General features: G+C 66.1%; 16 protein-coding genes. 8 read left to right on the top strand and 8 right to left on the bottom strand.

From position 1 onward, the window contains the following. Positions 1-222 precede the first annotated feature (222 nt). Positions 223-1119 carry a glycosyltransferase family 9 protein gene (locus tag G5S35_RS32870; RefSeq protein WP_110326530.1) on the top strand — a complete coding sequence of 299 codons (897 nt, stop codon included), beginning with the start codon at positions 223-225 and terminating at the stop codon, positions 1117-1119. After that, positions 1116-2018, top strand: coding sequence for a glycosyltransferase family 9 protein (locus tag G5S35_RS32865; RefSeq protein WP_074986591.1), 903 nt, complete (start codon positions 1116-1118; stop codon positions 2016-2018). The genes G5S35_RS32870 and G5S35_RS32865 overlap by 4 nt, the downstream gene beginning before the upstream one ends. Positions 2019-2132: 114 nt before the next feature. On the opposite strand, the gene G5S35_RS32860 is transcribed toward G5S35_RS32865, so the two are convergent. Next, positions 2133-2852: a response regulator gene (locus G5S35_RS32860; protein WP_065057818.1), complete on the bottom strand. Its 720-nt coding sequence runs from the start codon at positions 2850-2852 to the stop codon at positions 2133-2135. Continuing rightward, entirely contained in the window at positions 2849-4384 is a 1536-nt protein-coding gene (locus G5S35_RS32855; protein WP_124261591.1) for an ATP-binding protein, read from the bottom strand. Before G5S35_RS32855 ends, G5S35_RS32860 begins: the two co-directional genes overlap by 4 nt. A gap of 286 nt (positions 4385-4670) precedes the next feature. On the opposite strand from G5S35_RS32855, the gene G5S35_RS32850 reads away from it, so the two are divergent. Further along, positions 4671-5408 (top strand): response regulator, encoded by a 738-nt coding sequence (locus G5S35_RS32850; RefSeq protein WP_065057820.1) that lies wholly within the window; start codon positions 4671-4673, stop codon positions 5406-5408. Positions 5409-5773: 365 nt separating this feature from the next. Next, on the top strand, positions 5774-6919 hold the full coding sequence (locus G5S35_RS32845; protein ID WP_065057821.1) for a porin: 1146 nt from the start codon (positions 5774-5776) through the stop codon (positions 6917-6919). Positions 6920-6976: 57 nt separating this feature from the next. Here G5S35_RS32845 and G5S35_RS32840 read toward each other — a convergent pair whose 3' ends face one another. The 5 genes from G5S35_RS32840 to G5S35_RS32820 are packed head-to-tail and all read right to left on the bottom strand — an operon-like array spanning position 6977 to position 14524. Next, on the bottom strand, positions 6977-8224 hold the full coding sequence (locus tag G5S35_RS32840; protein ID WP_176081634.1) for an acyl-CoA dehydrogenase family protein: 1248 nt from the start codon (positions 8222-8224) through the stop codon (positions 6977-6979). 44 nt (positions 8225-8268) lie between these two features. After that, positions 8269-9690: an NtaA/DmoA family FMN-dependent monooxygenase gene (locus G5S35_RS32835; RefSeq protein WP_074986585.1), complete on the bottom strand. Its 1422-nt coding sequence runs from the start codon at positions 9688-9690 to the stop codon at positions 8269-8271. Next, a complete protein-coding gene (locus G5S35_RS32830) occupies positions 9687-10934 on the bottom strand; it encodes an ABC transporter substrate-binding protein (RefSeq protein WP_183040553.1) in 1248 nt (415 codons plus the stop codon). Before G5S35_RS32830 ends, G5S35_RS32835 begins: the two co-directional genes overlap by 4 nt. A 51-nt stretch (positions 10935-10985) precedes the next feature. Beyond that, the gene (locus G5S35_RS32825) at positions 10986-11687 is read right to left on the bottom strand and encodes an ABC transporter ATP-binding protein (protein WP_183040552.1); all 702 of its coding nucleotides are present in this window, start codon (positions 11685-11687) and stop codon (positions 10986-10988) included. Continuing rightward, entirely contained in the window at positions 11684-14524 is a 2841-nt protein-coding gene (locus tag G5S35_RS32820) for an ABC transporter permease subunit (protein ID WP_183040551.1), read from the bottom strand. The genes G5S35_RS32825 and G5S35_RS32820 overlap by 4 nt, the downstream gene beginning before the upstream one ends. A 563-nt stretch (positions 14525-15087) precedes the next feature. Here G5S35_RS32820 and G5S35_RS32815 point away from each other — a divergent pair. Continuing rightward, positions 15088-16176, top strand: coding sequence for a porin (locus G5S35_RS32815; protein WP_074986631.1), 1089 nt, complete (start codon positions 15088-15090; stop codon positions 16174-16176). A gap of 41 nt (positions 16177-16217) precedes the next feature. On the opposite strand, the gene G5S35_RS32810 is transcribed toward G5S35_RS32815, so the two are convergent. Beyond that, complete coding sequence (locus tag G5S35_RS32810) at positions 16218-16835, bottom strand: TetR/AcrR family transcriptional regulator (RefSeq protein ID WP_065057826.1); 618 nt, start codon at positions 16833-16835, stop codon at positions 16218-16220. 504 nt (positions 16836-17339) lie between these two features. Here G5S35_RS32810 and G5S35_RS32805 point away from each other — a divergent pair. The 3 genes from G5S35_RS32805 to G5S35_RS32795 are packed head-to-tail and all read left to right on the top strand — an operon-like array spanning position 17340 to position 23272. Further along, positions 17340-18569: an efflux RND transporter periplasmic adaptor subunit gene (locus tag G5S35_RS32805; protein ID WP_183040550.1), complete on the top strand. Its 1230-nt coding sequence runs from the start codon at positions 17340-17342 to the stop codon at positions 18567-18569. A gap of 9 nt (positions 18570-18578) precedes the next feature. Beyond that, entirely contained in the window at positions 18579-21827 is a 3249-nt protein-coding gene (locus tag G5S35_RS32800) for an efflux RND transporter permease subunit (protein WP_183040549.1), read from the top strand. Beyond that, entirely contained in the window at positions 21824-23272 is a 1449-nt protein-coding gene (locus G5S35_RS32795) for an efflux transporter outer membrane subunit (RefSeq protein WP_183040548.1), read from the top strand. The genes G5S35_RS32800 and G5S35_RS32795 overlap by 4 nt, the downstream gene beginning before the upstream one ends. Positions 23273-23285: the final 13 nt, after the last annotated feature.

Here is a 23285-nt window from a genome sequence, read left to right as displayed (position 1 = left end):
GCGCGGCCCCGCGCGCAAGGTTGCGCCGTCAAGCGGCGCATGCCATGCGGCCGACGCCATGCGTGAAAACCCAATCCTTACAGCGTTATCCCTCGTAACTTTCATGTAACCGATCGAATATTTCGGCAGGCTAAGCTCGCGCCCGTTCTTGTCTAACTCTGCGGGGCGGAGTGCGACGGCCGCCAGTCCAGCGCCGCCGGTGCCGTTCCGACTGGAATTGCGATGCGAGTTTTGCAGCCGGCCTCCCGCGTGGCCGTGGTCCTGTCTCCGGCGCTCGGCGACTCCCTTCTGACGATGATCGTCGTGCGCAATCTGCAGGCGAGCGGCGTGTCCGCCACTGTGTTCGGCACGCATGCGAGCGAACTCGCGGCGTGGTTCCCCGATGTCGATATCCGGCCCGCGCTCACGCGCGAGACCGCGCCCGACGCGCTGGCGTCGTTCGATCGCGTGATCCAGATGCATCCCGACCGGCCGCTCGATGCGCAGGCGCTGCGTCATCCCGACGTCGTGCTGCTCGATTCGACCTGCCGCGCGCGTTCGCCGAAATCGATGGCCGAGCGCCTCATGCAGTTCAGCCGCGACGAACTCGGCCTGGCTACGGCGGGCAAGAGCAATGGCATGGTCGCGCCCGCGCATTTGCAGCATCGCAAGTACGCCAATCGCGTCGCGATTCATCCGACCGCGAGCACGCGCGACAAATGCTGGCTGCCCTCGCGCTTCGTGCGGCTCGCGATGCGGCTGCGCAAGCTCGGTTTCAGTCCGCAATTCATCGTCGCGCCCGAAGAACGCGAGGCGTGGGCCTATGTCGAGGCATACGGCATCGAGTTGCCGAAGCTCGGCTCGGTCGATACCGTCGCCGCTTTTCTCTACGAATCGGGCTGGTTTATCGGCAACGATTCGGGCATCGGCCATCTCGCCTCGAACCTCCAGGTGCCCACGCTTTCGCTGTTCATGCGGCGCGGTCTCGCGCGTACGTGGCAGCCGGGCTGGGGCGCGGGACGCGTGGTGGTCGGCCGCTTCCTGCCGACCGGACGCCTGCGCGAACGCTACTGGAAATACACGCTCTCGGTCGCGCGCGTGGCGAAAGCCTTCGAGCAGTTGCGGGAGGGGCTCGCATGAAGGCCGTGCCGGATACCGGCCGCCGCGTGGCGGTCATGGCGTCGAACGCGCTGGGCGACACGCTGCTGCTGATGGTGATCGTGCGCAATCTGCAGCGGCACGGGATCGTGGTCGCGGTGTTCGGGCGCGCCGCGCATGCGCTGCGCGACTGGTTTCCCGATGTCGATATCCGTCCGCTGCCGGATCAGAAGCAACTCGGCGCGGTGCTCGAAGCGTGGGACGTGGTGCTGCAGATGCATTCGCATCAGCCGGTGCCCGACATCGACGCGCTGCATCCGCACGTGCACTACGTCGAAGCGATCACGGAGGACGCGCAGAATCGCCCGATGGCGCAGCGCTTCGCGGAGTTTTGCAGCCGCGAATTCGGCGTGCCCGACGTCAGCACGCACAACGACATCGTGCCGCCGCCCGGCTTGCAGCATCGCCGCCACCCGCGCCGCGTGGTGATCCATCCTGAAGCGAGCACCGCCGACAAGCGCTGGCTGCCGCGCCGTTTTCTGCGGCTCGCGCGCCGTCTCGAACGTCAGGGCTACGAGGTGGCGTTCGTGATGTCGCCCGACGAACTCAATCGCTGGATCGGGCCGCTGCTCGGCCGTTTCGCGGTGCATACCTTCGAGAATCTCGACGGCCTCGCGCGCTGGCTTTACGAAAGCGGCTGGTTCATCGGCAACGATTCGGGCGTGGGCCATCTCGCGGCCAATCTCGACATTCCCACGCTGAGCCTGTTCCGACGCCGCGCGGTCGCGCAGCGCTGGCGTCCGGCGTGGGGCAACGCGCAAGTGGTGCTGCCGTGGCAATGGGTGCCGACGGGGCGGCTCAAGGAGCGCTTCTGGCGCGAGTCGCTGACCTGTGCGCGCGTGTTGTCCGCGTTTGCGCGGATGGCGAAAAGCGAGGCTTGAATCAAGCGATGGAAGCGACGATTGATGCGTGCGCATCAATCGTGTAAATTGAATTGAACGCGCAAATTAAACGCGCAAATTAAACGCGCAAATCAATCGCGCGCATCACGCGACTCAATCGTTCACCGGCACCAGTTCGAGCCGATACCCGACGCCGTAAATCGAGCGCACCATGTCCTGATCGGGACGAATGCCCTGGATCTTGCGGCGCAGATTCTTCACATGCGAATCGATCGTGCGGTCGGCGACCACGCGATGATCGTCATAGAGCGCGCGCAGCAGATAATCGCGCGCGTAAATACGCCCCGCGCCTGCATGCAGCAGCGCGAGCAGGCGGAATTCGATCGGCGTGAGATGCAGTTCCTTGCCGTCGAGCCGAGCCGCATGTTGCGTCACGTCGATCGAAAACGGCGAAGGCATGTCCCCCGTCTCTTCCTGCTGCGCGCGCGCGAACAGTTCCGCGCGGCGCAGGATCGCCTTCACGCGCGCCACCACTTCGCGCGGGCTGAACGGCTTGCAGACGTAATCGTCCGCGCCCAGTTCGAGGCCCAGCAGGCGGTCGATTTCATCCACACGCGCGGTGATGATCATCACCGGCACCGGCGAAAACGTGCGCAATTCGCGGCACACTTCGAGTCCGCTGCGGCCAGGCAGCATCAGGTCGAGCAGCACCATCGAGGGCGCGTGCTCGCGCACATAAGGCACGACGGCGCGGCCATCCGCGAGGATGTGGGTCGCGAAATCTTCCTTGGCCAGATAGTCGGCGAGCAGGGCCGCGAGCTTGGGTTCGTCTTCGACGATCAGGACGGAAGGCCGTGTGGTCGGTTCGATCATTGTGTGTACAGGCGAGGAAGTTGGACGAGGACGCGCAGGCCGCCGATGGGCGAGCGCGACGCCTCGATGGTTCCGCCGTGGGTCTCCACGATGCGTTTGCAGAGCGCGAGACCGAGGCCCGCGCCGCCGCTTTGCCGGCTGCGCGAAGGATCGACGCGGAAGAAGCGGTCGAACAGATGCGGCAGCAGCGGGGCGGGCACGGGCGGGAACGAATCCTGGAAGTCGACGTGCACGTGTTCGTCGTCGGCGCTGATCGCCACGACCACGCGGCCGCCGGCATTCGTATAGCGCAGCGCGTTTTCCAGCAGGTTTTTCCAGAGTTGCGTGAGACGGTACGGGTCGCCCGAGAGCGTGGCGTGGCCGGGACCGGGGTCGAATTCGAGCGCGATCTGCTTGGCCGCCAGACGCTCGCGGAACGCGTCGCACGACGCCTCCACGATCGGCACGAGGTCGAGCGGCACCGTTTCGAACGAGAGCTGGCCGATGTCGGCGAGCGAGAGTTCGTAGAGGTCGTCGATCAGCTGGCTCAGCATGGCGACTTCGGCCTGCAACGAGGCGATGGTGGCCGCGTCGGGACGGCGCACGCCGTCCTCGATGGCTTCGAGTTCGCCGCGCAGCACTGAGAGCGGCGTGCGCAATTCGTGCGAGACGTCGGCGATGAAATCGCGCCGGTCGCCCTCGGCTTTCTCCAGCGAGGCTGCGAGCCGGTTGAAGTCGTTGGCGAGCATTTGCAGTTCGTCGCTGCCGTTGGCCGGCACGCGCGTGGCGTAGTCGCCGCCCGCGAGCCGGTGCGTGGCCGTGACGATGCGCTTGATCGGCGTGAGCAGCGTGCGCGCGAGCACGATCGAGATGGCCGCGGACAGCAGCGCCGTGAAGCCCACGATGATCCACGTCGCTTGCAACTGGCGGTTCTTGAAACGCTTCTCGGCCTGATTGATCAGCGAGATCGGGCTGGCCACGGCCACATAGCCGACGATCTGGCCGTTGAATCTGAGCGGACGGCGTTCGGCGTCGGGCGGCGCCGGCGGGCCCGAACTCACGATGAGCTTCTGGTGTGCATCGTAGAGCGCAAACGGCGGCCGGTGCGGACGCATGTGGTCGTCGAAATCGGGGCCGCCGGGCGGCGCGCCGCGGTTGTCGCTGTTGTCGCGATTATCGCGACTGGCGTTGCCGCGGAAGTCGGCGGGCGGCGGCCAGCCCGGGCCGCCAGGGCCACCGGCCGCGCCGGGGCCGTCAGGACCACCGGGTCCGCCAGGCCCGCCTTGCGCGGGCGGCTCGCCCGGCGGCGGGCCGCCGTCGAACGGCCCCTGCTGCGCATACTTCGCGCGCGCGAAATCCCAGTTGCCGTGCTCGGCGTACGCCGCCACCAGTTCGCGCTCCAGCGCGGCCTGGTCGGCGGCGCTTTGCTCCTGCAGGAAGTCGATGAAGCCGAACTCGAAACTCGTGCGGATCGCGACGCCCATCGCCACGGCGACCAGGACGCAGGCCGAAAGAATCGCGAGAAAGAGTTTGGACGTGATGCTGGCTTTCATGGGAGGCCTGGCGGGGACGGATCGGCGAGGCCGGATCGCGTCCGTCGCAATGACGGTCTGAACGGTGTAATTGGCTTAATCGGTATATTCGATTCGATAGCCGCTATTTTCCCCGAAGCGGGCAGCAAGCGCCGCATTGAGGATGCGAATTCACATTTTCTCCAGTTTTCCCGTCTTTTTCCTGCACTTTTGTTCCGTATGATCCACCCTCGTCGAATCGCGGCTGCTGGGTCCCAGCGCGTGGTTCCTCAGTTGCTTTCAGCTTCACCTAGTGGGGGACAGATCGATGGACATTCATGTGCTGGTGGTGGAACCCGATGAGGGTTACCGCGACAATCTGCGCAGTTATCTGCAACGTCAGCAGATCACCATGTCGGTGCTGTACGGCACCAAGGGGCTGGAACAGCGCCTCGCGCGCGAGATGCCCTCGCTGATCCTGATGCGTCACGACACGCGCGACTGCAACGGCATCGCCGCGCTGCGCAGTCTGCGCGAATGCGGGCATGCGGTGCCGGTGATCATCGTGAGCGAAAGCGCCGATGTGGCCGACAAGGTGCTGGCCTTCGAACTGGGCGCCAACGATTACCTCGTCGATCCGTTCGATCCGCGCGAGTTGCTCGCACGCATGCGCCACGCGCTGCGCTGCAAGATCGACCTGCCCGATGCGCCGCCGAAAAAGGCGCGCTACGAATTCGACGGCTTCGAACTCGATGCCATCGACAATCAGCTGTTCAAGAACGGCTCGCGCATTCCCGCGCCGCCGCTCGCGCTGGCGGTGCTGACGGTGTTCGCCGCGAACCGCATGCGTCCGCTGTCGCGCGAGCGCATTCTGAGCCAGCTCGATCGCAATTCGCAATTGCATGCGCGCAGTCTCGACGTGATCGTGTTTCGTCTGCGCAAGTTGCTGGGCTTGTCGCCGTGCGGCCGTCAATATATTCAGACGCGTTATCGCGACGGTTATGTGTTTTGTCCCGACGACGCCTTTCTCAGCGTTGGCGGCGTGGTGGCGGAAGCGACGGCCTGAACGTATCAGCGTGTCCGGCGTTTCAATCAATGTTTCAATCAACGTTTCAATCGCGCCACATGCAAAGCGGAAAACAAACTTGATAGAAGCTGAATAATGCGCGAGCGCGCGGCGATTGACATGCGTGCCCATTGCGGAATTCGGTTCTGCGCCGCGCCGCGAAACGCCTGATGCATAACGCGTTTTGCGCACGCAACGTAGTGCGCTTCACGCATGAAAAACGCTATCCCGGCAGCGTGAAATGCATTGCAAAAAGCGCGCAAAGAGCTTCGATTAAATGATGCGTTAGAAAAGCGATAGCCCCTCCCTAGCATCGATCAGACCTTGCACACCGCAAGGCTTGATACACGCTTTAGGGGTTTCGCTTGAAAACTACAACATGGCTCGGCGCATTGACCGCCGCGCTGCTCTCATCGCACGCCTTCGCCCAGAACTCGGTCACGCTCTACGGCATGATCGATGCCGGTCTCATGTACACCAACAACGTGAGCAAGTCCGGCAATAGCGGCGCGCTCGTCCAGGCCACCAGCGGCAACATCAACGGCAGCCGTTTCGGCATTCGCGGACGCGAATCGCTCGGCGACGGTGTCACCGCGCTGTTCGTGCTCGAAAACGGCTTCAATGTGCAGAACGGCAAGCTCAGCCAGGACAATCGTCTGTTCGGCCGCGAAGCGTGGGTCGGTCTCGCGAGCGACCGCTATGGTTTCGCCGCCGTGGGTCGTCAATACGATTCGGTGGTCGATTACGTTGCGCCGCTCTCGGCCGAAGCGGGTTCGTTCGGCAAGACGAGTTTCGCGCACCCGTTCGACAACGATAATCTCGCCGATTCGCTGCGCTTCAGCAACGCCGTCAAATACGCGAGCCCGAATTTCGCGGGTCTGCAATTCGGCGGTCTCTACGCATTCTCCAACGACACCGACTTCAACGAGAACCGCGCATGGAGCGCGGGCGCACGCTACACGCAAGGACCGCTGAGCGTGGGCGCGGGTTATCTGCAGATCGACCGCGCGGGCAGCACGAGCACGGGCGCGGTCGACGTCAGCGAATCGTCGGGCAACGGCGTCGGGGGCTTCACCTTGTCGGCGGCGGTGCAGCGCGTGGCGGCGGGCGCGATTCGTTATGCGTCGGACGGCGCATCGCTCGCGTTCGTCTACACGCATAGCGAGTTCGAAGGCAGCACGGCGTTCGGCTCGGCGGGCGGCGACGTGCGCTTCGACAACTACGAACTCAACGGCCAATATCCGCTCGCGAATCACCTCTCGCTCGGTCTCGCTTACGTTTACACCGACGGCCATGTTTCGCAGAGCCGCACCTACGGCAGCGATCCGAAGTGGCAGCAGGCCGACGCGCAACTGGTCTATTCGTTCTCGAAGCGGACCGACGTGTATCTCGAAGGGATCTATCAGCACGTATCGGGGCATCGCTACGTGGCGTTCATCGATACGGCGGGCGGCGCGTCGTCGACCGCGACGCAGGTGGTCGCGACCGTGGGGCTGCGCACGCGTTTCTGATTGCGGCTCGATGACGAACGGCGGCGCGACCCAGGCCGCGTCGCCGTGTCGTTCACCTTAACCGGCGACGCCGATCCGCCATTGCCCCGCGGGCAGCGTGCCCTTCACCGCGAACTCGCCCACGATCCGATCTTTATAGATGCGCGGATTGTGCGACGTGATCGTGCGCGCGTTGCGCCAGTGACGATCGAGCGCCTGCGGGCGCAATGTCGCCGATGCGCCAAGCGCGTCGAATACATTCGCCGTTGCGTCCAGCACGAGTTGCGACACCACGGTTTGTGCCTGCCAGATTTCGATTTCGGCTTCGGCGATCGCGGCGGCTTCGTGCGCCTGGCCCACGGCGCGCTCGGCGCGTTCGAGCGCGCGCGCCGCTTGCGCGACCGCCGCGCTCGCCGTCCACGCATGCGCGCGCACGCGGCCGATCACCTGCAACACCTGGGCGTCGTCGGCGGGACGCGCGGCCGGTGCGTGGCTGTAACTGCGCGTGCGCGCCGCGACTAGCGCAGCCGCTTCGTTGGCCGCCGCGCGGTTGATGCCCGCGAGCGTGGCCAGATGCACGAGCTGATAGTAGGCCTCGGAATACGCGAAGGGCGCGCGCCCGGCGACGATCTCGTGTTCTTCGACCGGCACGTCGCTGAAGCGGCTCGTGCCGCTCGCCGTGAGGCGCTGGCCCATGCCGTCCCAATCGTCGATCACGTCCACGCCCGGCGCGCGCCGGTCGATCGTCAGCGAAACGGATTCGCCGTTTTCGTCGCTCGCGCCGACGTGAATCCAGTCGGCGAACAGCGAGCCCGTCGTGTAGAACTTCGTGCCGTTCAAGCGCCAGCCGTCGGGGGTGCGCGTGAGGCGCGTCGAGAACTGCGCCTGCTTCGCCTCGCCGGTTTCGGACCACGCCGCGCCCGCGATCGCGCCGTTCGCGAGACGCGCGAACCAGCGCGCCTGACGCTCGGGATCGCTCGCGAGAATGTGCTCGACGAAACCGAAATGCGCGCGCAGCGCCTGGGTGAGATTCGATTCCGCTTCCGATAATTCGATCAGCAATTCGAAGAATTCCGGCAGGCTCAGGCCGAGTCCGCCGTGCTCGCGCGGCACGCGCGCGGCGGTGAGGCGCGCCTCGCGCAGCCATTCGAGGGCTTCGTAGGGCAAGCTGCGTTCGGTCTCGCGCGCGGCGGCGTGCTCGCGAATGCGCGCGAACAGCGGCCGGAACGGCGCGGCGGCTTGCGCGTAGGTGTCGGGCAGCGGCTCGCCCCAGGCGGGGCCGGTGACGATGCCGGGCGGCAGCGGCGCGGTGCGGTCTTGGCTCATGTCGATGAAATCCTCGGTCGGTTGGGTGCGTGATTCATGCAAGTTCAGGCAAGCGATGCGGAAAGCGCAGCGGCCTGCTTCCCGGCCCACGGCCGCAGACGTCGCGCCGGATGACGGTCGGGCAGATGCGGGCCGTCGCGGAACAGTTTTTCGCGCAACGTGCCGGGCGCGTACTCGCGCTGCATCAGGCCGCGCTTTTGCAGCACGGGCACGACGTGATCGACGAACTCGCTCCACCAGCCGAGCGTCGTGACCGGCACGACGTTGAAGCCCGCGACGCCCGCGGCGGCCCAGCGCTCGACTTCGTCGGCGATCTGTTCGGGCGTGCCCGCGAACTGCGCGGAGATGGTCTTGCGCAAGGCGTCCCCGAACGTGACCACGCCTTGCGGCGCGGCGTCGATGAACGCGCGCACGCTGCCGCGCGTGCCGTTCTGCTCGCGCAGTTCGGTGAGCGGCGTGGCCGGATCGATGGTGGTGAGATCGACGCCGATGCCGCCGCTCCAGAACACCGCGAGCGCGTCGAGGCTGAACGAGTCGAGGATCTCGGCGCGGCGCGCCTTCGCTTCGGCTTCGGTGCTGCCGATCACGGGCGAGAGCATGACGATCGCGCGGATATCCTCGGCGTGACGGCCGGCCGCCACGGCGCGGCGGCGCAGATCGGCGAGATCGTTGGCGGCGCTTTCGGGCGTGCGCGAGGGCAGGAACGTCACCTCGGCGTGACGCGCGGCGAAGTCGCGGCCCGCTTCCGACGAGCCCGCCTGAAACAGCACCGGCGTGCGTTGCGGCGAGGTCCGCACGAGATGCGGACCGGCCACGCGATAACGCGCGCCCACGTGATCGATCGCATGCAGGCGCGCGGGATCGACGAGCGTATCGCGCGCGGCGTCGGCGACCCACGCGCCGTCTTCCCAGCTCGCTTCCCAGAGCTTGTACGCCACCTCGGCGTATTCCTCGCCCCAGACGTAGCGCTCGTCGTGCGGCGGCAATTTGTCGAAACCGTAATTGCGCGCGGTGTTGTCGAGATAAGACGTGACGATGTTCCAGGCCACGCGGCCCTCGCTCAGATGATCGAGCGTCGAGAGCTTGCGCGCGAAGCTGAACGGATGCTCCTGAATCACCGAACTCGTGACCGCGAAGCCGATATCGTTCGTGGCCGCCGCGAGCGCGGACACGAGCGCGGCCGGATCGTGCGAGGGAAACTGCATGCCGGTGCGCGCGGCCTGCTGCCATTGTCCGCTCGACGTTTCATACAGGCCCGCGACGTCGGCGAGAAACACCACGTCGAAGCAGCCGCGCTCGGCCGTTTTCGCAAGCTCGATCCACGGTCCGAGCTTGTGGAAATCGAGCTGATGCTGACCCTCGGGATGACGCCAGAAACCGTGGCTATGATGGTTCGGCGTGACGTGCGCGAACGCGTTGTAAATCAGCGGACGACGTGCGCCGTCCGAATGCGAGTATTCGCTCATTTTCCGGTTGCCTCCGCGATCTGTTGTTTGCTCCAGGCCTGCACCGGCGTTTTCTGCCAGGCGCTGTACGGCACCGCGTCGTCGACCACTTCGTGGCCGTCCTGCACGTGGCCCGCGTAGGCCCAGATGTTTTCCTGGCGCGGCATGCCTTCGACCGGCGCGACGGCCGTGAAGTCGATCGGATGCAGCACGTCGGTCGTGAACTGCTTGTCGTTCGTGACGTAGTTGCGGAAGCTGTCGACGGTCACGTTGGGCAGCTTGCGGGCGATCTGCGCGAAGGTCCACACGGCGAGCCAGTCGGTCGTGGTCGAGCCGTCGGTCGGGCCTTTCACGTCGTGATGCGGGTCGTATTGCGCGAGCTGGCGCTCGTATTCGGCCCAGGTCGGAAAGCGCTTCGCGTCCTCGCCTTTTTCGAGCGCGAGCGAATTCGGGAACGGCGCTTTGCTGAGCGCGGCGATGGTCGCGTCCTCGATCACGTTGTTGCTGCTCACGAACGGAATCGTCAGGCCCTGCTGCGCGGCGGCTTCGACCAGCAGCGTCTGCTGTTCGGGCGGGTAGAGCATGCCGCCCCAGACATCGGGCTTGAGCGCCTTGATCTTCGCGATGTACGGCGCGAAGTCGGTGGTCGCGGGCGGCACCTCGACGATCTGCACGTCGCTCACGCCCGCCTGCGCGTAGCCGAAGCGCGCCGTCTGCTGATAGGTCTTGTTGCCGAGCATCGAGACATAGACCGCGCGCTTCGCGCCGAAGCGTTTCGCGCCCAGATACGTGCCTTGCGCCGCGCCCGCCGCGTTGAGCGCGGTGATGAACGAGAGCGGATTGCGCACGTCGGACGGGTCGCTGCCCATCGGGAACCACGCGGCCATGTTCTTCGCGCGCAGGATCTTGTCGACGCCGTTGGCGCTGCTGCCGCCGATCAGCGTGATCGCGCCTTCGTCGGCGAGCCGGCGCGCGCAGGCGAGGCTCGCGGCCGGCTGGCCCTTGGTATCGCAGATCTCGACCACGAGCTTGCGGCCGTGAATGCCGCCCTGGTCGTTGACGGCGCGCGCGGCGATCTGCGCGACGCGGCCCGGGTCGGTCACGGCGAACGGCGAGCCGCTCTGCGCGATGATGAAGCCGACCAGCACGGGCGGCTGATCGGCGGCGTTGGCGTCAGTGGCCGTATCGATGGCGGTGCCGAAGGCGGCGGCCGCGAAACCCAGGGCGAGCGCGAGCGCGCGAGGGCGGGGAAAGCGTGATTTCATGCTGGCGGAAACGATAAGAGTGAACGGGTTGAGGGAGCGTCGATGCGCGATTCAGACATCGACGGCGTGACCGAGATAGATCCCTTCGATTTCCTCGGCGCGCGCGAGCAGTTCGTCGCGGCGCAGATGCAGCTTCACGACGCCTTCGGCCACGATGGCCGCGTGCGTCGCCATGCGTTCGGCGATATGGATGTGCTGTTCGACGGCGAGCACGGCGGTGCCGTCCTGACGCGCGCGTTCGACCACGGCGTCGACGAGACGGCGCGCCATCGCGGGGCTCAGGCCGAACGTGAGTTCGTCGAGCAGCACCACGCGCGGACGGCGCAGCAGCGCACGCGCCACAGCCACCATCTGCTGCTCGCCGCCGCTCAGTTGTCCGGCGCGCACGTGCAGGCGCGCTTCGAGTTCGGGGAAGATATCGAGCAGCGCGTCGGGCGCGAGATCGGCGAGGCGCATGTTTTCCGCGACCGTGAGCGAGGCAAACAGGCTGCGACCCTTGATGACGAGGCCGGTGCCGCGCCGCGCGCGCGTATGCGGCGCGCCCGCGAGCGGTTGGCCGTCGAGCAGGATCTCGCCTTCGACTTGCGGCAGGAAGCCCGCGACGGCGAGCAACGTCGTCGACTTGCCCGCGCCGTTGCGGCCGAGCAGCGCGACGATCTGGCCCGCGTGCACGTCGAGCGTGACGTCGCGCAGGATCTGGCGGCGGCCATAGCCCGCGCGCATCCCGCGCAGACTCAGTACAGGCGTGCTCATGCGAGGGCTCCCTTGCGAACCTTATTCGTCGCGATTGATTCGATATCCTGATCATGTTCGATCGCGGCAATCTCCTCCGCATCGAGCGGATCGCCGAGATAGGCGCGGCGCACGACGGGCAGGCGCAGCACCTCGGCGGGCGTGCCGTGTGCGATCACGCGCCCGGCATCCATGACGATGGCGGCGTCGCAGGTGGCGAGCACGACGTCGATGTTGTGCTCGACCAGCAGGATCGCCACGCCGAGTTCGCGCGCCGCGCGCCGGATCACGCCGATCGCATGCTGGCGCGCCTCGGGACTCAGCGCGGCGGCGGGCTCGTCGAGACAGAGCACGCGGGGCCGCGCGGCGAGCGCGCGGGCCAGCGTCACGCGGGCCTGCCAGCCGAGCGAGAGCGTGTCGGCGGCGGCGTCGAGATGGTGGACGACGCCGGCGGCCTGGGCCGCCGCGTGCACCGTCTCCCGCGAGCGATGCGCAGCACGACGCGGCGCGAGACCGAACGGCGCGGCGAACCACGCCCAGGCGTCCTTCGGCTCGGCGGCGGTTGCGAGGTTTTCGCGCACCGACAAATCGTCGAACAGCAGATGGTCCTGGAACGTGCGCGTGAGACCGTGCGCAACGCGGCCATGTGGTGCGAGCGCGGTGACGTCGACGCCTTGCACGCGCACGCGGCCCGCTCGCGCGGGGACGAATCCGGTCAACGCATCGACGAGACTGCTCTTGCCTGCGCCGTTCGCGCCCAGCACGCCGAGCACTTCGCCCGGCGCGATGCGCAGGCTCACGCCATCGACCACGACGGTGTTGCCGTAGGCCACGCGCAAGTCTTCGACTTCGAGCGCGGCGGTCGCGGTGGTAGTCGAGGCATCGGATTGCGCGCCGCTCAGGTGCTCGCGCAACGCGCGCGCATCGAGCGTCTGCGACGGGCTCGCGCGTCGCGGCCATTGCACGAGCGCGCGAAGCGGCTTGCGCCACGTCTCGGGCAGATGCGCCGCGCCGCGCAGGATTTGCGCGACCACGCCATCGGGTTCGCTGATCAGCACGAACACCAGATTGAGCGCGAGCACGAGCGCGACCCAGTCGTTGATCGTGCCGCCGAACGAGAGCAGTTGCGCGAGCGCGCCGCCCGGCGCGAACACGCCCGCGAGCACGCCGCCGAACAGATAGCCTGCGCCCGAGAGCACGGCCATGCTGAGCACCGCGAGCGAATCGGCCCATGCATAACCTTCGCCGAAGCGCTGGCCGCCGACCGTGCCGCTCTGCGCCGCGAGCAGCGCGCCCGCGAGTCCGGCGAGCGCGGCCGAAAGCACGAAGGCCGCGATCTTCGCGTGCGGCACGGCCACGCCGCACGCGGCGGCGGCGCGTTCGTTCGAGCGCGTCGCGAGAATGCGGCGGCCCGCGCGGCTGCGTCGCAAGGCGGCCACGGCGAGCGCGGCCAGCGCGGTCACGGTCCACGCGAGCAGCGCGAAGCGGCGCGGATCGAGCGCGTTGTCGAACGAGACGCCGAACAGCGTGACATCGCCGAGACGCCAGCCTTGCACGCCGTTGACGAAACGGTCGGACGTAAAGACCCACGTTTCGAGGATGGCGGCGAGGGCGAGCGTGGCGATCGTCAGGCCGATGCCGCGCAGACGCGCGCTCGGCAAACCGATGGCGAAGCCCGCCGCGCCCGCTGCGAGCGCGGTGCCCGCGAGCGTCGCGCCAAACGGCGCGCCGTGTTGTCCGAGCCAGCCTGCGAACAGCACCGACGCGCCCGCGAGCCCAAGCGGCAGCAGGCTCACCTGGCCCGCGTAGCCGGTGGAGACCACGACCGCGAGGCCGATCAGCGCGAAAATCGCGGTGAGCGCGAGCGTGTCGGACCAGTAATCGGGCAGTGCGTAGACGAGCGTCGCGAGCGTGGCGGCGGCGAGTGCGAGACCGAACGGGCTCACGCGGCCGCTGCCGACGCGAAAGAGGCGCGGCGTGTCGAAGGTGCCGCGTCCCGGCAGATTGCGCCCGCTCACCACGAGCGCGACGAGCGTGACGAGATAGGGGATCGACTTGCCGAGTCCGGGCTCGATCGACAGACCGATGGCGAGCGATTCGGCCACACCCGCCGCGAGCGCCACCACGAGCGCGACGCCGAAGCGCCGGAAGCCCGCGATCAGCGCCGCGCCCAGCGCGGGAATCACGAGGCTGCTCAGCGAATTCGGGCTGAGCGCGGTGATCGGCGAAAGCAGAATGCCCGCGAGCGCCGCGAGCAGCCCGCTGATGCCCCACGCGGCTGCGCCCCACGGATGCGGCGAATAGCCGAGCGCCTGGGCGCCGAGCGGACTGTCCTGTAGCGCCGTGGTGGCGTGGCCGAAGCGCGTGCGCTCGAACAGCAGCGTGAGCAGCACGGTCAGCGCGATTGCCGTGGCCAGCAGCACCAGCGCGAGATATTGCACGTGCGCGCCGAACAGCGTGGTGCCGCCCGAGACGAGAAAGCTGTCCACGCGCTCCTGCTGATTGGTCCAGACGATGCGCACGGCCGCTTCGAGCATCAGCAGCAGACCGAGCGTGACGAGCGTTTTCGTGGTGGTCGACGCACCCACGAGACGCCGCCCGACGAAGGCGTAAAACGCGATGCTGATCGTCACGCCCGCCGCGATGCCGAGGCCGATCGCGGGCCACAGCGGTACGCCCGCGTGCGCATGCAGTTTCCAGAACGCGTAGGCGGAGGCCATGCCGATGCCGCCTTGCGCGAAGTTGACCACGCCGGTGCCGCGATAGACGGCCACGAGTCCGAGCGCAACGAGCGCATATGCGCCGCCCGTGCTGAGCCCGAGCAGCGCGTAATCGATGAGGGCGATGAAGGAATGCATGTCAATGCGCCAATGAAGCCGGCCGGACGGCGGTCGCGGCGACGGAAAGATCCGCTTGCATGTCGATATCTCCAGGGCAGCGCCGGGAACGGCAGATTGAACGTGGGAATCGCCGGCATCAAAGCCGCGTTGCCGGCTGGATCAACCATTATGTTCAGCGAACGATTAATTCAAAACCGCCGATTTCTGAAAAGCTAAAGAGATATCGGCGCTTGGCTCGCGTTGCGGGTTTGTGATAACGCGATCAATTGAAATCACGCGATGCGCTGGCGCAGACGAGCATGGCATTACGAAATTTTTCCACTGTGAAGCGAGCGGAGAAGGTGCCTTAAAACGCGGAGGAATTCGCGTTCGTACGCGCGAGAAGGTTGCTATCGCAATCACATGAATTGTTCAAACCCGCGGTTCTCAACTCTGCTTTGCGAAGCACGAATGCATTCATTTGATTCGGAGATTTGCTGCTTTGCCGCTTGTCGGTTTTCACTGAACAATCCTGTCGTTTTTTCGGCTTCACCCAACGAAACTGATCGACAGGAGTCCTGGATTTGAATCGCACGATTTGGATGGCGGCGTCGTTGACGACGCTCACGACGCTGATGGCAACGAGCGCCGCGCAGGCGCAAAGCAGCGTGACCTTGTATGGCCGCCTCGATACGGGTATCGAATATATGAGCGGCGTGCCCACGAATAGCGGCAGCGCGTCGCGCTGGCGTGCCGAGAATGGCGACTGGAGCGCGAGCATGTGGGGGCTCAAAGGCGTGGAGGATCTGGGCGGCGGACTGAGGACGCTCTTCCAGCTCGAAGGCGCGCTGAACGTGACGAACGGCGCGGGCGCCGGCGACGGTCAACTGTTCAATCGTCTCGCGTTCGTGGGGCTCGGCAGCGATCGCTACGGCACGCTGCTGCTCGGACGTCAGTTCTTCATTGCCAACGGCGTGTGGGATTTCGATCCGTTCGGACAATCGGCGTGGTCGTCGGGCTCGCTTGTGCGCGGCAGAAACTGGCCGTCGTCGAGCAATACGATTTCGTATCAGACGCCGAAATACGCGGGCTTCGACTTCTACGGCCAATATGCGCTGTCCAACGCGACGAACTGGAACGGCAATGGCACGACGGCGCAAGGCCGCGAGGCGGGCGCGCAATTGACCTATACGTCGGCGTTATTCCAGGCGCGGGCGATCTACGATGAAATTCGTGATCCCGCCAACGGACAATTCGACGATCCCTTTACGGCCTCGCGCGAATACACGGCGGCGCTCAATGTGTTCCTCGGGCCATTCAAGATTCAGGGCGCGTATCAGGCGATTCGCACCTCGGGCGGCAGCGCGACGGCGGGCGTTGCGCCCACGACGCTCGATCACGAATGGGGCGGCGTGACGTGGCGCATTTCCCCGGCGGCCGCGTTGATCGCGGCGGTCTATCACGTCAACGCGAACAAGGGCGGCGGCAACGCGACGATCTATACGCTCGGCGGCTCGTACAACCTCTCCACGCGCACGCTGCTCGATTTCCAGGCGGCCAGCGTGCGCAACAGCAGCGGCGCGAACTTCTCGCTCAATGCCAACGCGGCGGGCACGGGCGCGGCGAGCGGCAATCCGATTGCGGGCGCCTCGCAGACGGGCGTCTACGCGGGCATCCAGCACGTGTTCTGACGTTCACTGCGGACGTTCACCGCGCGCGTCGCGCGCCGCGCTCATTTCGCCGCTGGCGCGCCTGCCGCATAAGCGGCGACAAACACATCCACGGCGCGGTTTACGACCGGCGTGAGTTTCGCGCGCGACGTCTTCACTTCGTAGCCGAGCAGCGCGAGTTCGACCAGCTCGGCTTCGATCAGCGCGAGCAGATGGCGCGCGGCGACTTCCGGCTCGCACGGGCGGATCGTGCGCGCCTCGATGGCGCTCGCGAGAAAGTCGCGCACATGCATCAGACCTTGCTGCGGGCCGGTCTCGTAGAGCACCCGGCCTACGTTCGAGCGGTCGACTTCCTGCACGCACAGACGGCGCGTCGACAGAAACGACGGTTGCAGCACGGCACCGAGATAGTGCAGACCGAACGCGGTCAGCGACTCGCGCAGCGGCACGTCGAGCGTCAGGCGATCGAACGCCTGGCGGATTTCCGAACTTGCGCGGCTCGTCATTGTTTCAGCAAATAACGCCTCTTTCGAGTCGAAATAGCTATAGAGCGTGGCCTTCGAGGCGCCCGAGCGCGTCGCGATCTGCGTCATCGAAGCCTGCTCGAAACCGACCTCCCGGAACACCTCCAGGGCCGCGTCGATAATGGATTGGCGCTTTTCTTCCGTTTTCTTTCTCATGGGGACTCCGCTCCCGATTGGCCGCTTCCCGCCCTTTGCACACTTTCTCGTGCACGCCTCTCGATTCGCGGCGCAATGCCGTGACAGTGACGATTTGAAACATTCGCGTGAGGCCGGAAAGCTGTAATCGGATTGACAGCGATCAATGGTTCAATTATAAACCATACCGTTCAGTTTAGTTATTCGGGATTGCAGCGCGAGTCTGGAATTCAGGGTTGAAACGCCGGCAGCGGTCATTCGCTACGGTGCGAAGCAAACGAAGTCGATGTGCCGCGCGAGACTAGCACCGCAGCGATGCGGTGAAACGCACGGCCGTCGCCGGCACGAGCGCGAGGGCGCAACGCCGCCGATCGTTTGGTACTCCGATGAAAACCGCTGCGGGTCGTGCTCGGCGCGCCGCCGGGCAGCCTTCATTTCTACGCCATTCAGCCTTACGAAATCTTTCCGCGCTGTTTCGCTCCGCGCCCCGCCCGGTCTGGAGCTTCAACGTATTCGATGGGATCTATGCCGCAACTCAAACATTCAAGCCGGGGAGCCGCGCGCCAGCCGCGTTGGCTCGCCGCCGCGCTCGTTTGCGCGTCCGTGCTGGCGATCGCCGGTTGCCAGCGTCATGGCGGCGACACGGCCGCCGCTCAGGCCGTCGATGTCGGTGTGCGCACGCTCGCGCCGCAACGCATCGTGATGACGGCGGAGCTGTCCGGGCGGCTGTCGTCGCTGAAGGTGTCGGACGTGCGCCCGCAGATCGGCGGCATCGTGCAGAAGCGTCTGTTCGTCGAAGGCTCGGACGTGAAGGCCGGTCAGGTGCTCTACCAGATCGACCCCGCCACCTACCAGGCGACTTACGATCAGGCGCGCGGCACGCTCGCGAAGGCCGAGGCCACGCTGGCGTCCGCGAAAACCAAGGCCGACCGTTACGCGCAACTCGTGAAGATCAACGCGGTGAGCGCGCAGGACAACGACGACGCCATCGCCGCCGTGCGCGAGGACGAGGCCGACGTGATCGCCGACCGCGCCTCGCTCGAATCGGCGCGCATCAACCTCGGCTACACGCGCATTACCGCGCCGATTTCGGGGCGCATTGGCGCGTCGTCGGTGACCGAGGGCGCGCTGGTGACGTCCGACCAGACCACGGCGCTCGCGACCATCCACGCTTACGACGAGATGTATCTCGACGTGACGCGTTCGAGCGCCGACTGGCTGCGCCTGCGCAAGGCCTTCGCGTCGGGCCGCATGAAGCGCGCGGGCAACGGCGCGGCGGTGCAGCTCGTGATGGAGGACGGCACGTCGTACGCGCATCCGGGCGTGCTGCAGTTCTCGGGCATCACGGTCGATGCGACCACCGGTTCGGTCACGCTGCGCACGATCTTCCCGAACCCCGAAGGCGAACTGCTGCCGGGCATGTTCGTGCGCGCGCAGCTCGACGAAGGCGAGAGCACGAACGCGCTGCTGGTGCCGCAACTGGCTGTCACGCGCGCGTCGGATGGCGGCGCGAGCGTCTGGATCGTCGATTCGACGGGCCACGCGAAACAGGTGTCGGTGCAGGCCGATAGCGCGTACGGCGATCAGTGGATCGTGACGAGCGGGCTGAAGGCGGGCGACCGCGTGATCGTCGACGGCTTGCAGAAGGTGCAGAGCGGCGTGGCGGTGCATGTAGCCGCTGACTCGGCTTCGGCGGCAACGTCGGCGTCAGATGCGCGCGCCGCATCGGCAAGCTCGGCCGCGACGGCATCGTAAGGAGGGCGCATGGCAGGTTTCTTCATCCAGCGCCCGATCCTCGCGTGGGTCATCGCGATCGTCATCATGCTGATTGGCGGCGCGGCGACCACCACGTTGCCGATCGAGCAGTACCCGACCATCGCGCCGCCTTCGGTGCAGGTCACGGCGACCTATCCGGGCGCGTCCGCCGACACCGTGGCGAAGACCGTCACGCAGGTGATCGAGCAGAAGCTCTCGGGCATCGACAATCTGCTCTATATGTCGTCGACGAGCAGCGGCGCGGGTCAGGCGACCATCACGCTGACCTTCAAGCCCGGCACCAATCCGGACATCGCGCAGGTGCAGGTCCAGAACAAGGTGACCCAGGCGAGCGCCTCGCTGCCGGAGACGGTGCAGGAGCAGGGCGTGGAAGTGGCGAAGTCGTCGAGCGACTTCCTGATGATCGTCGCGCTGTCCTCGCCGGGCGGCACGCTCAATTCCATCGATCTCGGCAACGTGATCGCCTCGCAGCTCGAAGACCCGCTCACGCAGATCAACGGCGTGGGCGACGTGACGCTGTTCGGCGCGCAGCACGCCATGCGCATCTGGCTCGATCCGGTCAAGCTGCGCAGCTTCGGCCTCACGGCCTCCGACGTGACGACGGCGGTCACGAACCAGAACGTGCAGCTCTCGGTCGGCGAACTCGGCGGCGCGCCCGCGACGGATTCGCAGGCGATCAACGCGACGATTTCCTCGTCGAGCCTGCTGACCACGCCCGAACAGTTCGGCGACATCCTGCTGCGCGTGAACAGCGACGGCTCGAAGGTGCGCGTGAAGGACGTGGCGCGCGTGGAAGTGGGCGGCGATTCGTACGATACGTCGTCGCGCCTTGACGGCAAGCCGGCCTCGGCGCTGGCGGTCAAGCTTTCGACCGGCGCGAACGCGATGTCGGTGGCGAAGGCCGTGCGCGCGAAGCTCGTCGAACTGCAGCCGCAACTGCCGAAGGACGTGGCGATCGCGTATCCGTACGACTCCACGCCGTTCGTGAAGATCTCGATCGAGGAGGTCATGAAGACGCTCTTCGAAGCGGTGATCCTCGTGTTCCTCGTGATGTATCTGTTCCTGCAGAATCTGCGCGCGACGCTGATTCCGACCATCGTCGTGCCGGTTGCGCTGCTGGGCACGCTCGGCGTGATGTCGGCGATCGGCTTCTCGATCAACGTGCTCTCGATGTTCGCGATGGTGCTGGCGATCGGCCTGCTCGTCGACGACGCCATCGTCGTGGTGGAAAACGTCGAACGCATCATGGCCGAGGAGAAACTCGACGCGAAGGCCGCGACGAAGAAGGCCATGGGCCAGATCACCGGCGCGCTCGTGGGCGTGACCACGGTGCTCACGGCCGTGTTCATTCCGATGGCGTTCTTCTCCGGCTCGACCGGCGCGATCTACCGGCAGTTCTCGGTCACCATCGTCTCGGCGATGGTGCTCTCGGTGCTGCTGGCGATGACGCTCACGCCCGCGCTGTGCGCGAGTCTGCTGACGACGTCCGCCGTCGAGCATCACGAACGGCGCGGCCTGCTCGGCGCGTTCAACCGCCTGTTCACGAAGAGCAATGCGCGTTATAGCGCCTCGCTCGCGGGGGTGGTCTCGAAGCCGATGCGCTGGATGCTGGGCTATGCGCTGATCGCGGGCGTGGTCGGCATTCTCTATGTGACGCTGCCGTCCTCGTATCTGCCCGAAGAAGATCAGGGCTCGATCATGGTGTCGATCTCGGCGCCGGTCGGCACGCCCGCGTCGAAGACGGTGAAGACGGTCGAAGCCGTCGAGCAATACTTCCTCAAGCAGAACGCGGTCTCGCACGTGATGGCCGTGAACGGCTTCAGCTTCAACGGGCAAGGGCAGAACAACGCGCTCGCGTTCGTGCAGTTGAAGGACTGGAGCGTGCGCGGCTCGAACGACAGCGCGCAGGCGGTGATCGATCGCGCGAACGCGGCGTTCGCGGGCCGCCGCGACGCGCAGGTCTTCGTGATGAACGAGCCCGCGATTCACGGCCTCGGCACGCAGAGCGGTCTCGACTTCGAGATCGAAGACCGCGCGGGCCAGGGCCACGACAAGCTGCTCAAGGCGCGTAATCAGTTCATCGCGCTGGCCGCGAAGGAACCGTCGCTCGCGATGACGCGCGCCGCCGGTCTCGAAGACACGCCGCAGCTTTACGTCGATATCGACCGTGAAAAAGCGAGCGCGCTCGGCCTGTCGATTTCGGATGTCGATTCGACGCTGTCGACCGCGTTCGGCTCGTCGTACGTGAACAATTACATCGATACGGGCCGCATCCAGAAGGTCTATGTGCAGGCCGACGCGCCTTATCGCATGATGCCCAACGACGTGGGGCAGTGGTATGTGCGGGCGGATTCGTCGTCGTCTTCTTCGTCATCGTCGTCGAGTTCTTCTTCGTCGACGTCGACGTCGAGCACGTCGAGTTCGACCACCAGCACCTCGGGCTACGACAGCGAGATGGTGCCGTTCTCCGCGTTCGCGAAGACGCGCTGGACCTTCGGGCCGCCGCAGATCGAGCGCTACAACCGCGAACTCGCGATGGAGATGAGCGCGCAGCCCGCGGCCGGCGTCAGCACGGGGCAGGCGATGGCGGCCGTCGAAAGAGTCGCGAAGCAATTGCCGACCGGTTTCGGCATCGAATGGACCGGACAGTCGTTCCAGGAAGTGCTCGCGGGTTCGCAGGCGACGTATCTGTACGCCATTTCGCTGGTCGTGGTGTTCCTCTGTCTCGCGGGTCTGTACGAAAGCTGGTCGGTGCCGATCGCGGTGATTCTCGTGGTGCCGATCGGCGTGCTCGGCGCGCTGCTCGGTGCGCATCTGCGCGGACTCTCGAACGACGTCTACTTCAAGGTGGGTCTGTTGACGACCATCGGGCTCGCCACCAAGAACGCGATTCTGATCGTGGAGTTCGCGAAGGACTTGCAGGCGCAAGGACGCGGACTGGTCGAGGCCACGCTCGAAGCGGCGCATCAGCGTTTGCGGCCGATTCTCATGACCTCGCTGGCGTTCGTGTTCGGCGTCCTGCCGCTCGTGGTGAGCACGGGCGCGGGCTCGGCCGCGCGCCATGCGATCGGCACCGGCGTGGCCGGCGGCATGATCGCGGCCACCGCGCTGGCGATCTTCTTCGTGCCTGTGTTCTTCATCGTCGTGCGCAAGCTGTTTAACGAGCACGGCGACGCTCGCGAAGGCCATGCCGACGATAACGGCGACCACGCCGGGACTGCCGGAGATTCAGAATGAAATTGAAGCTTTTATCCGTGCTCTGTGCGGTTGCACTGAGCGCCTGTTCGCTCGATCCGGCTTATCAGCGGCCCGCCGCGCCGGTCGATGCCGCGTGGCCGACCGGGGCCGCGTATGAGACTGTGGGCGCATCGTCGGCATCGTCGGCTTCAGCGCCCGCTACGTCGTCCGCTGCCGTGCCGTTCGCCGCCGATGTCGGCTGGCGCGACTACTTCAAGGACCCGCGTCTGCAGAAGCTGATCGCGCTCGCGCTCGACAACAATCGCGATCTGCGCGTGGCGGCGCTCCAGGTGGCCGAGTACGAGGCGCAGTACCGCATCACGCGCGCGGCGCTCGCGCCGACCATCGACGCGGGAGGCTCGATCACCAACACGCGCACCGACGGCGCGATCAGCCATTCGAATACCGCGTCGGTCGGCACGACATCGTGGGAGATCGACTTCTTCGGCCGCCTGCGCAGTCTCAAGCGCCAGGCGCTGGAGAACTATCTGTCGAGCGAGGCGTCGCGCACCAGCACGCAGCTGACGCTGGTGGCCGATGTGGCGACCGACTTCCTGCAACTGCAATCCGACGAGGCGCTGCTGAAAGTCGCGACCGATACCGTCGCGGCCGATCAGAGCACCTACGACCTCACGGTCAGCATGATGAAGATCGGCAGCGCGTCGTTGCAGGACGTGCGCGAGGCGCAGACTTCGCTGGCGAGCGCGCGGGCGAGCATGGCGTCGTACACGCGCGCGGTCGCGCAGGACCGCAACACGCTGAGCGCCCAGATCGGCTGCGCGCTGCCCGACGATCTGGACGGCGGCCCCACGCTGCTCGACAGCGACGCGCTGTTCGCCGACGTGGACGCGGGCGCGCCCTCGGACCTGCTCACGCGCCGCCCCGACATCATCGAGGCCGAGCACACGCTCAAGGGCGCGAACGCGAATATCGGCGCGGCGCGCGCGGCGTTCTTTCCGAAGATCGAACTGACCGCGTCGGCGGGCACGGCGAGCACGAGTCTCTCGCAGCTGTTCAAGGCGGGCACGGGCGCGTGGAGTTTTGCACCGTCGATTACGATGCCGATCTTCGATTACGGCAGCAACAAGGCGTCGCTCGATGTCGCGAAGATCGAAAAGGATATCGATATCGCCGACTACGAAAAGGCCATTCAGACCGCGTTCAAGGAAGTGGCGAATGCGCTGGCGGGCCGCGCGACCTATGTCGATCAAGTCGCAGCGGATCGCGATTACGTGACGTCGGCGCAGGATTACTACGATCTCGCGCAGGCGCGTTTCAAGACCGGCACGGACAGCTTCCTCACGTTGCTGACCGCGCAGCGCACGCTCTATACGGCGCAGGAGCAGCTCGTCACCGATCAGCTGGCGAAGCTGTCGAATCAGGTCACGCTGTACAAGGTGCTGGGCGGCGGCTGGTCGGCGGACAGCGTGCAGGCGAAGAACTGACGCTGCACCGTTG

Origin of the sequence: Paraburkholderia tropica (genome assembly GCF_014171495.1) — a bacterium.
Taxonomy (GTDB): Bacteria; Pseudomonadota; Gammaproteobacteria; order Burkholderiales; family Burkholderiaceae; genus Paraburkholderia; species Paraburkholderia tropica.
This window is presented reverse-complemented; position numbering and strand designations above follow the sequence as displayed.

Excerpts from the sequence above, each read along its gene's own strand:
- G5S35_RS32870 (WP_110326530.1), top strand. The coding sequence starts at position 223 with ATGCGAGTTTTGCAGCCGGCCTCCCGCGTGGCCGTGGTCCTGTCTCCG.
- G5S35_RS32865 (WP_074986591.1), top strand. The coding sequence starts at position 1,116 with ATGAAGGCCGTGCCGGATACCGGCCGCCGCGTGGCGGTCATGGCGTCG.
- G5S35_RS32860 (WP_065057818.1), bottom strand. The coding sequence starts at position 2,852 with ATGATCGAACCGACCACACGGCCTTCCGTCCTGATCGTCGAAGACGAA.
- G5S35_RS32855 (WP_124261591.1), bottom strand. The coding sequence starts at position 4,384 with ATGAAAGCCAGCATCACGTCCAAACTCTTTCTCGCGATTCTTTCGGCC.
- G5S35_RS32850 (WP_065057820.1), top strand. The coding sequence starts at position 4,671 with ATGGACATTCATGTGCTGGTGGTGGAACCCGATGAGGGTTACCGCGAC.
- G5S35_RS32840 (WP_176081634.1), bottom strand. The coding sequence starts at position 8,224 with ATGAGCCAAGACCGCACCGCGCCGCTGCCGCCCGGCATCGTCACCGGC.
- G5S35_RS32835 (WP_074986585.1), bottom strand. The coding sequence starts at position 9,690 with ATGAGCGAATACTCGCATTCGGACGGCGCACGTCGTCCGCTGATTTAC.
- G5S35_RS32830 (WP_183040553.1), bottom strand. The coding sequence starts at position 10,934 with ATGAAATCACGCTTTCCCCGCCCTCGCGCGCTCGCGCTCGCCCTGGGT.
- G5S35_RS32825 (WP_183040552.1), bottom strand. The coding sequence starts at position 11,687 with ATGAGCACGCCTGTACTGAGTCTGCGCGGGATGCGCGCGGGCTATGGC.
- G5S35_RS32820 (WP_183040551.1), bottom strand. The coding sequence starts at position 14,524 with ATGCATTCCTTCATCGCCCTCATCGATTACGCGCTGCTCGGGCTCAGC.
- G5S35_RS32815 (WP_074986631.1), top strand. The coding sequence starts at position 15,088 with ATGGCGGCGTCGTTGACGACGCTCACGACGCTGATGGCAACGAGCGCC.
- G5S35_RS32810 (WP_065057826.1), bottom strand. The coding sequence starts at position 16,835 with ATGAGAAAGAAAACGGAAGAAAAGCGCCAATCCATTATCGACGCGGCC.
- G5S35_RS32805 (WP_183040550.1), top strand. The coding sequence starts at position 17,340 with ATGCCGCAACTCAAACATTCAAGCCGGGGAGCCGCGCGCCAGCCGCGT.
- G5S35_RS32800 (WP_183040549.1), top strand. The coding sequence starts at position 18,579 with ATGGCAGGTTTCTTCATCCAGCGCCCGATCCTCGCGTGGGTCATCGCG.
- G5S35_RS32795 (WP_183040548.1), top strand. The coding sequence starts at position 21,824 with ATGAAATTGAAGCTTTTATCCGTGCTCTGTGCGGTTGCACTGAGCGCC.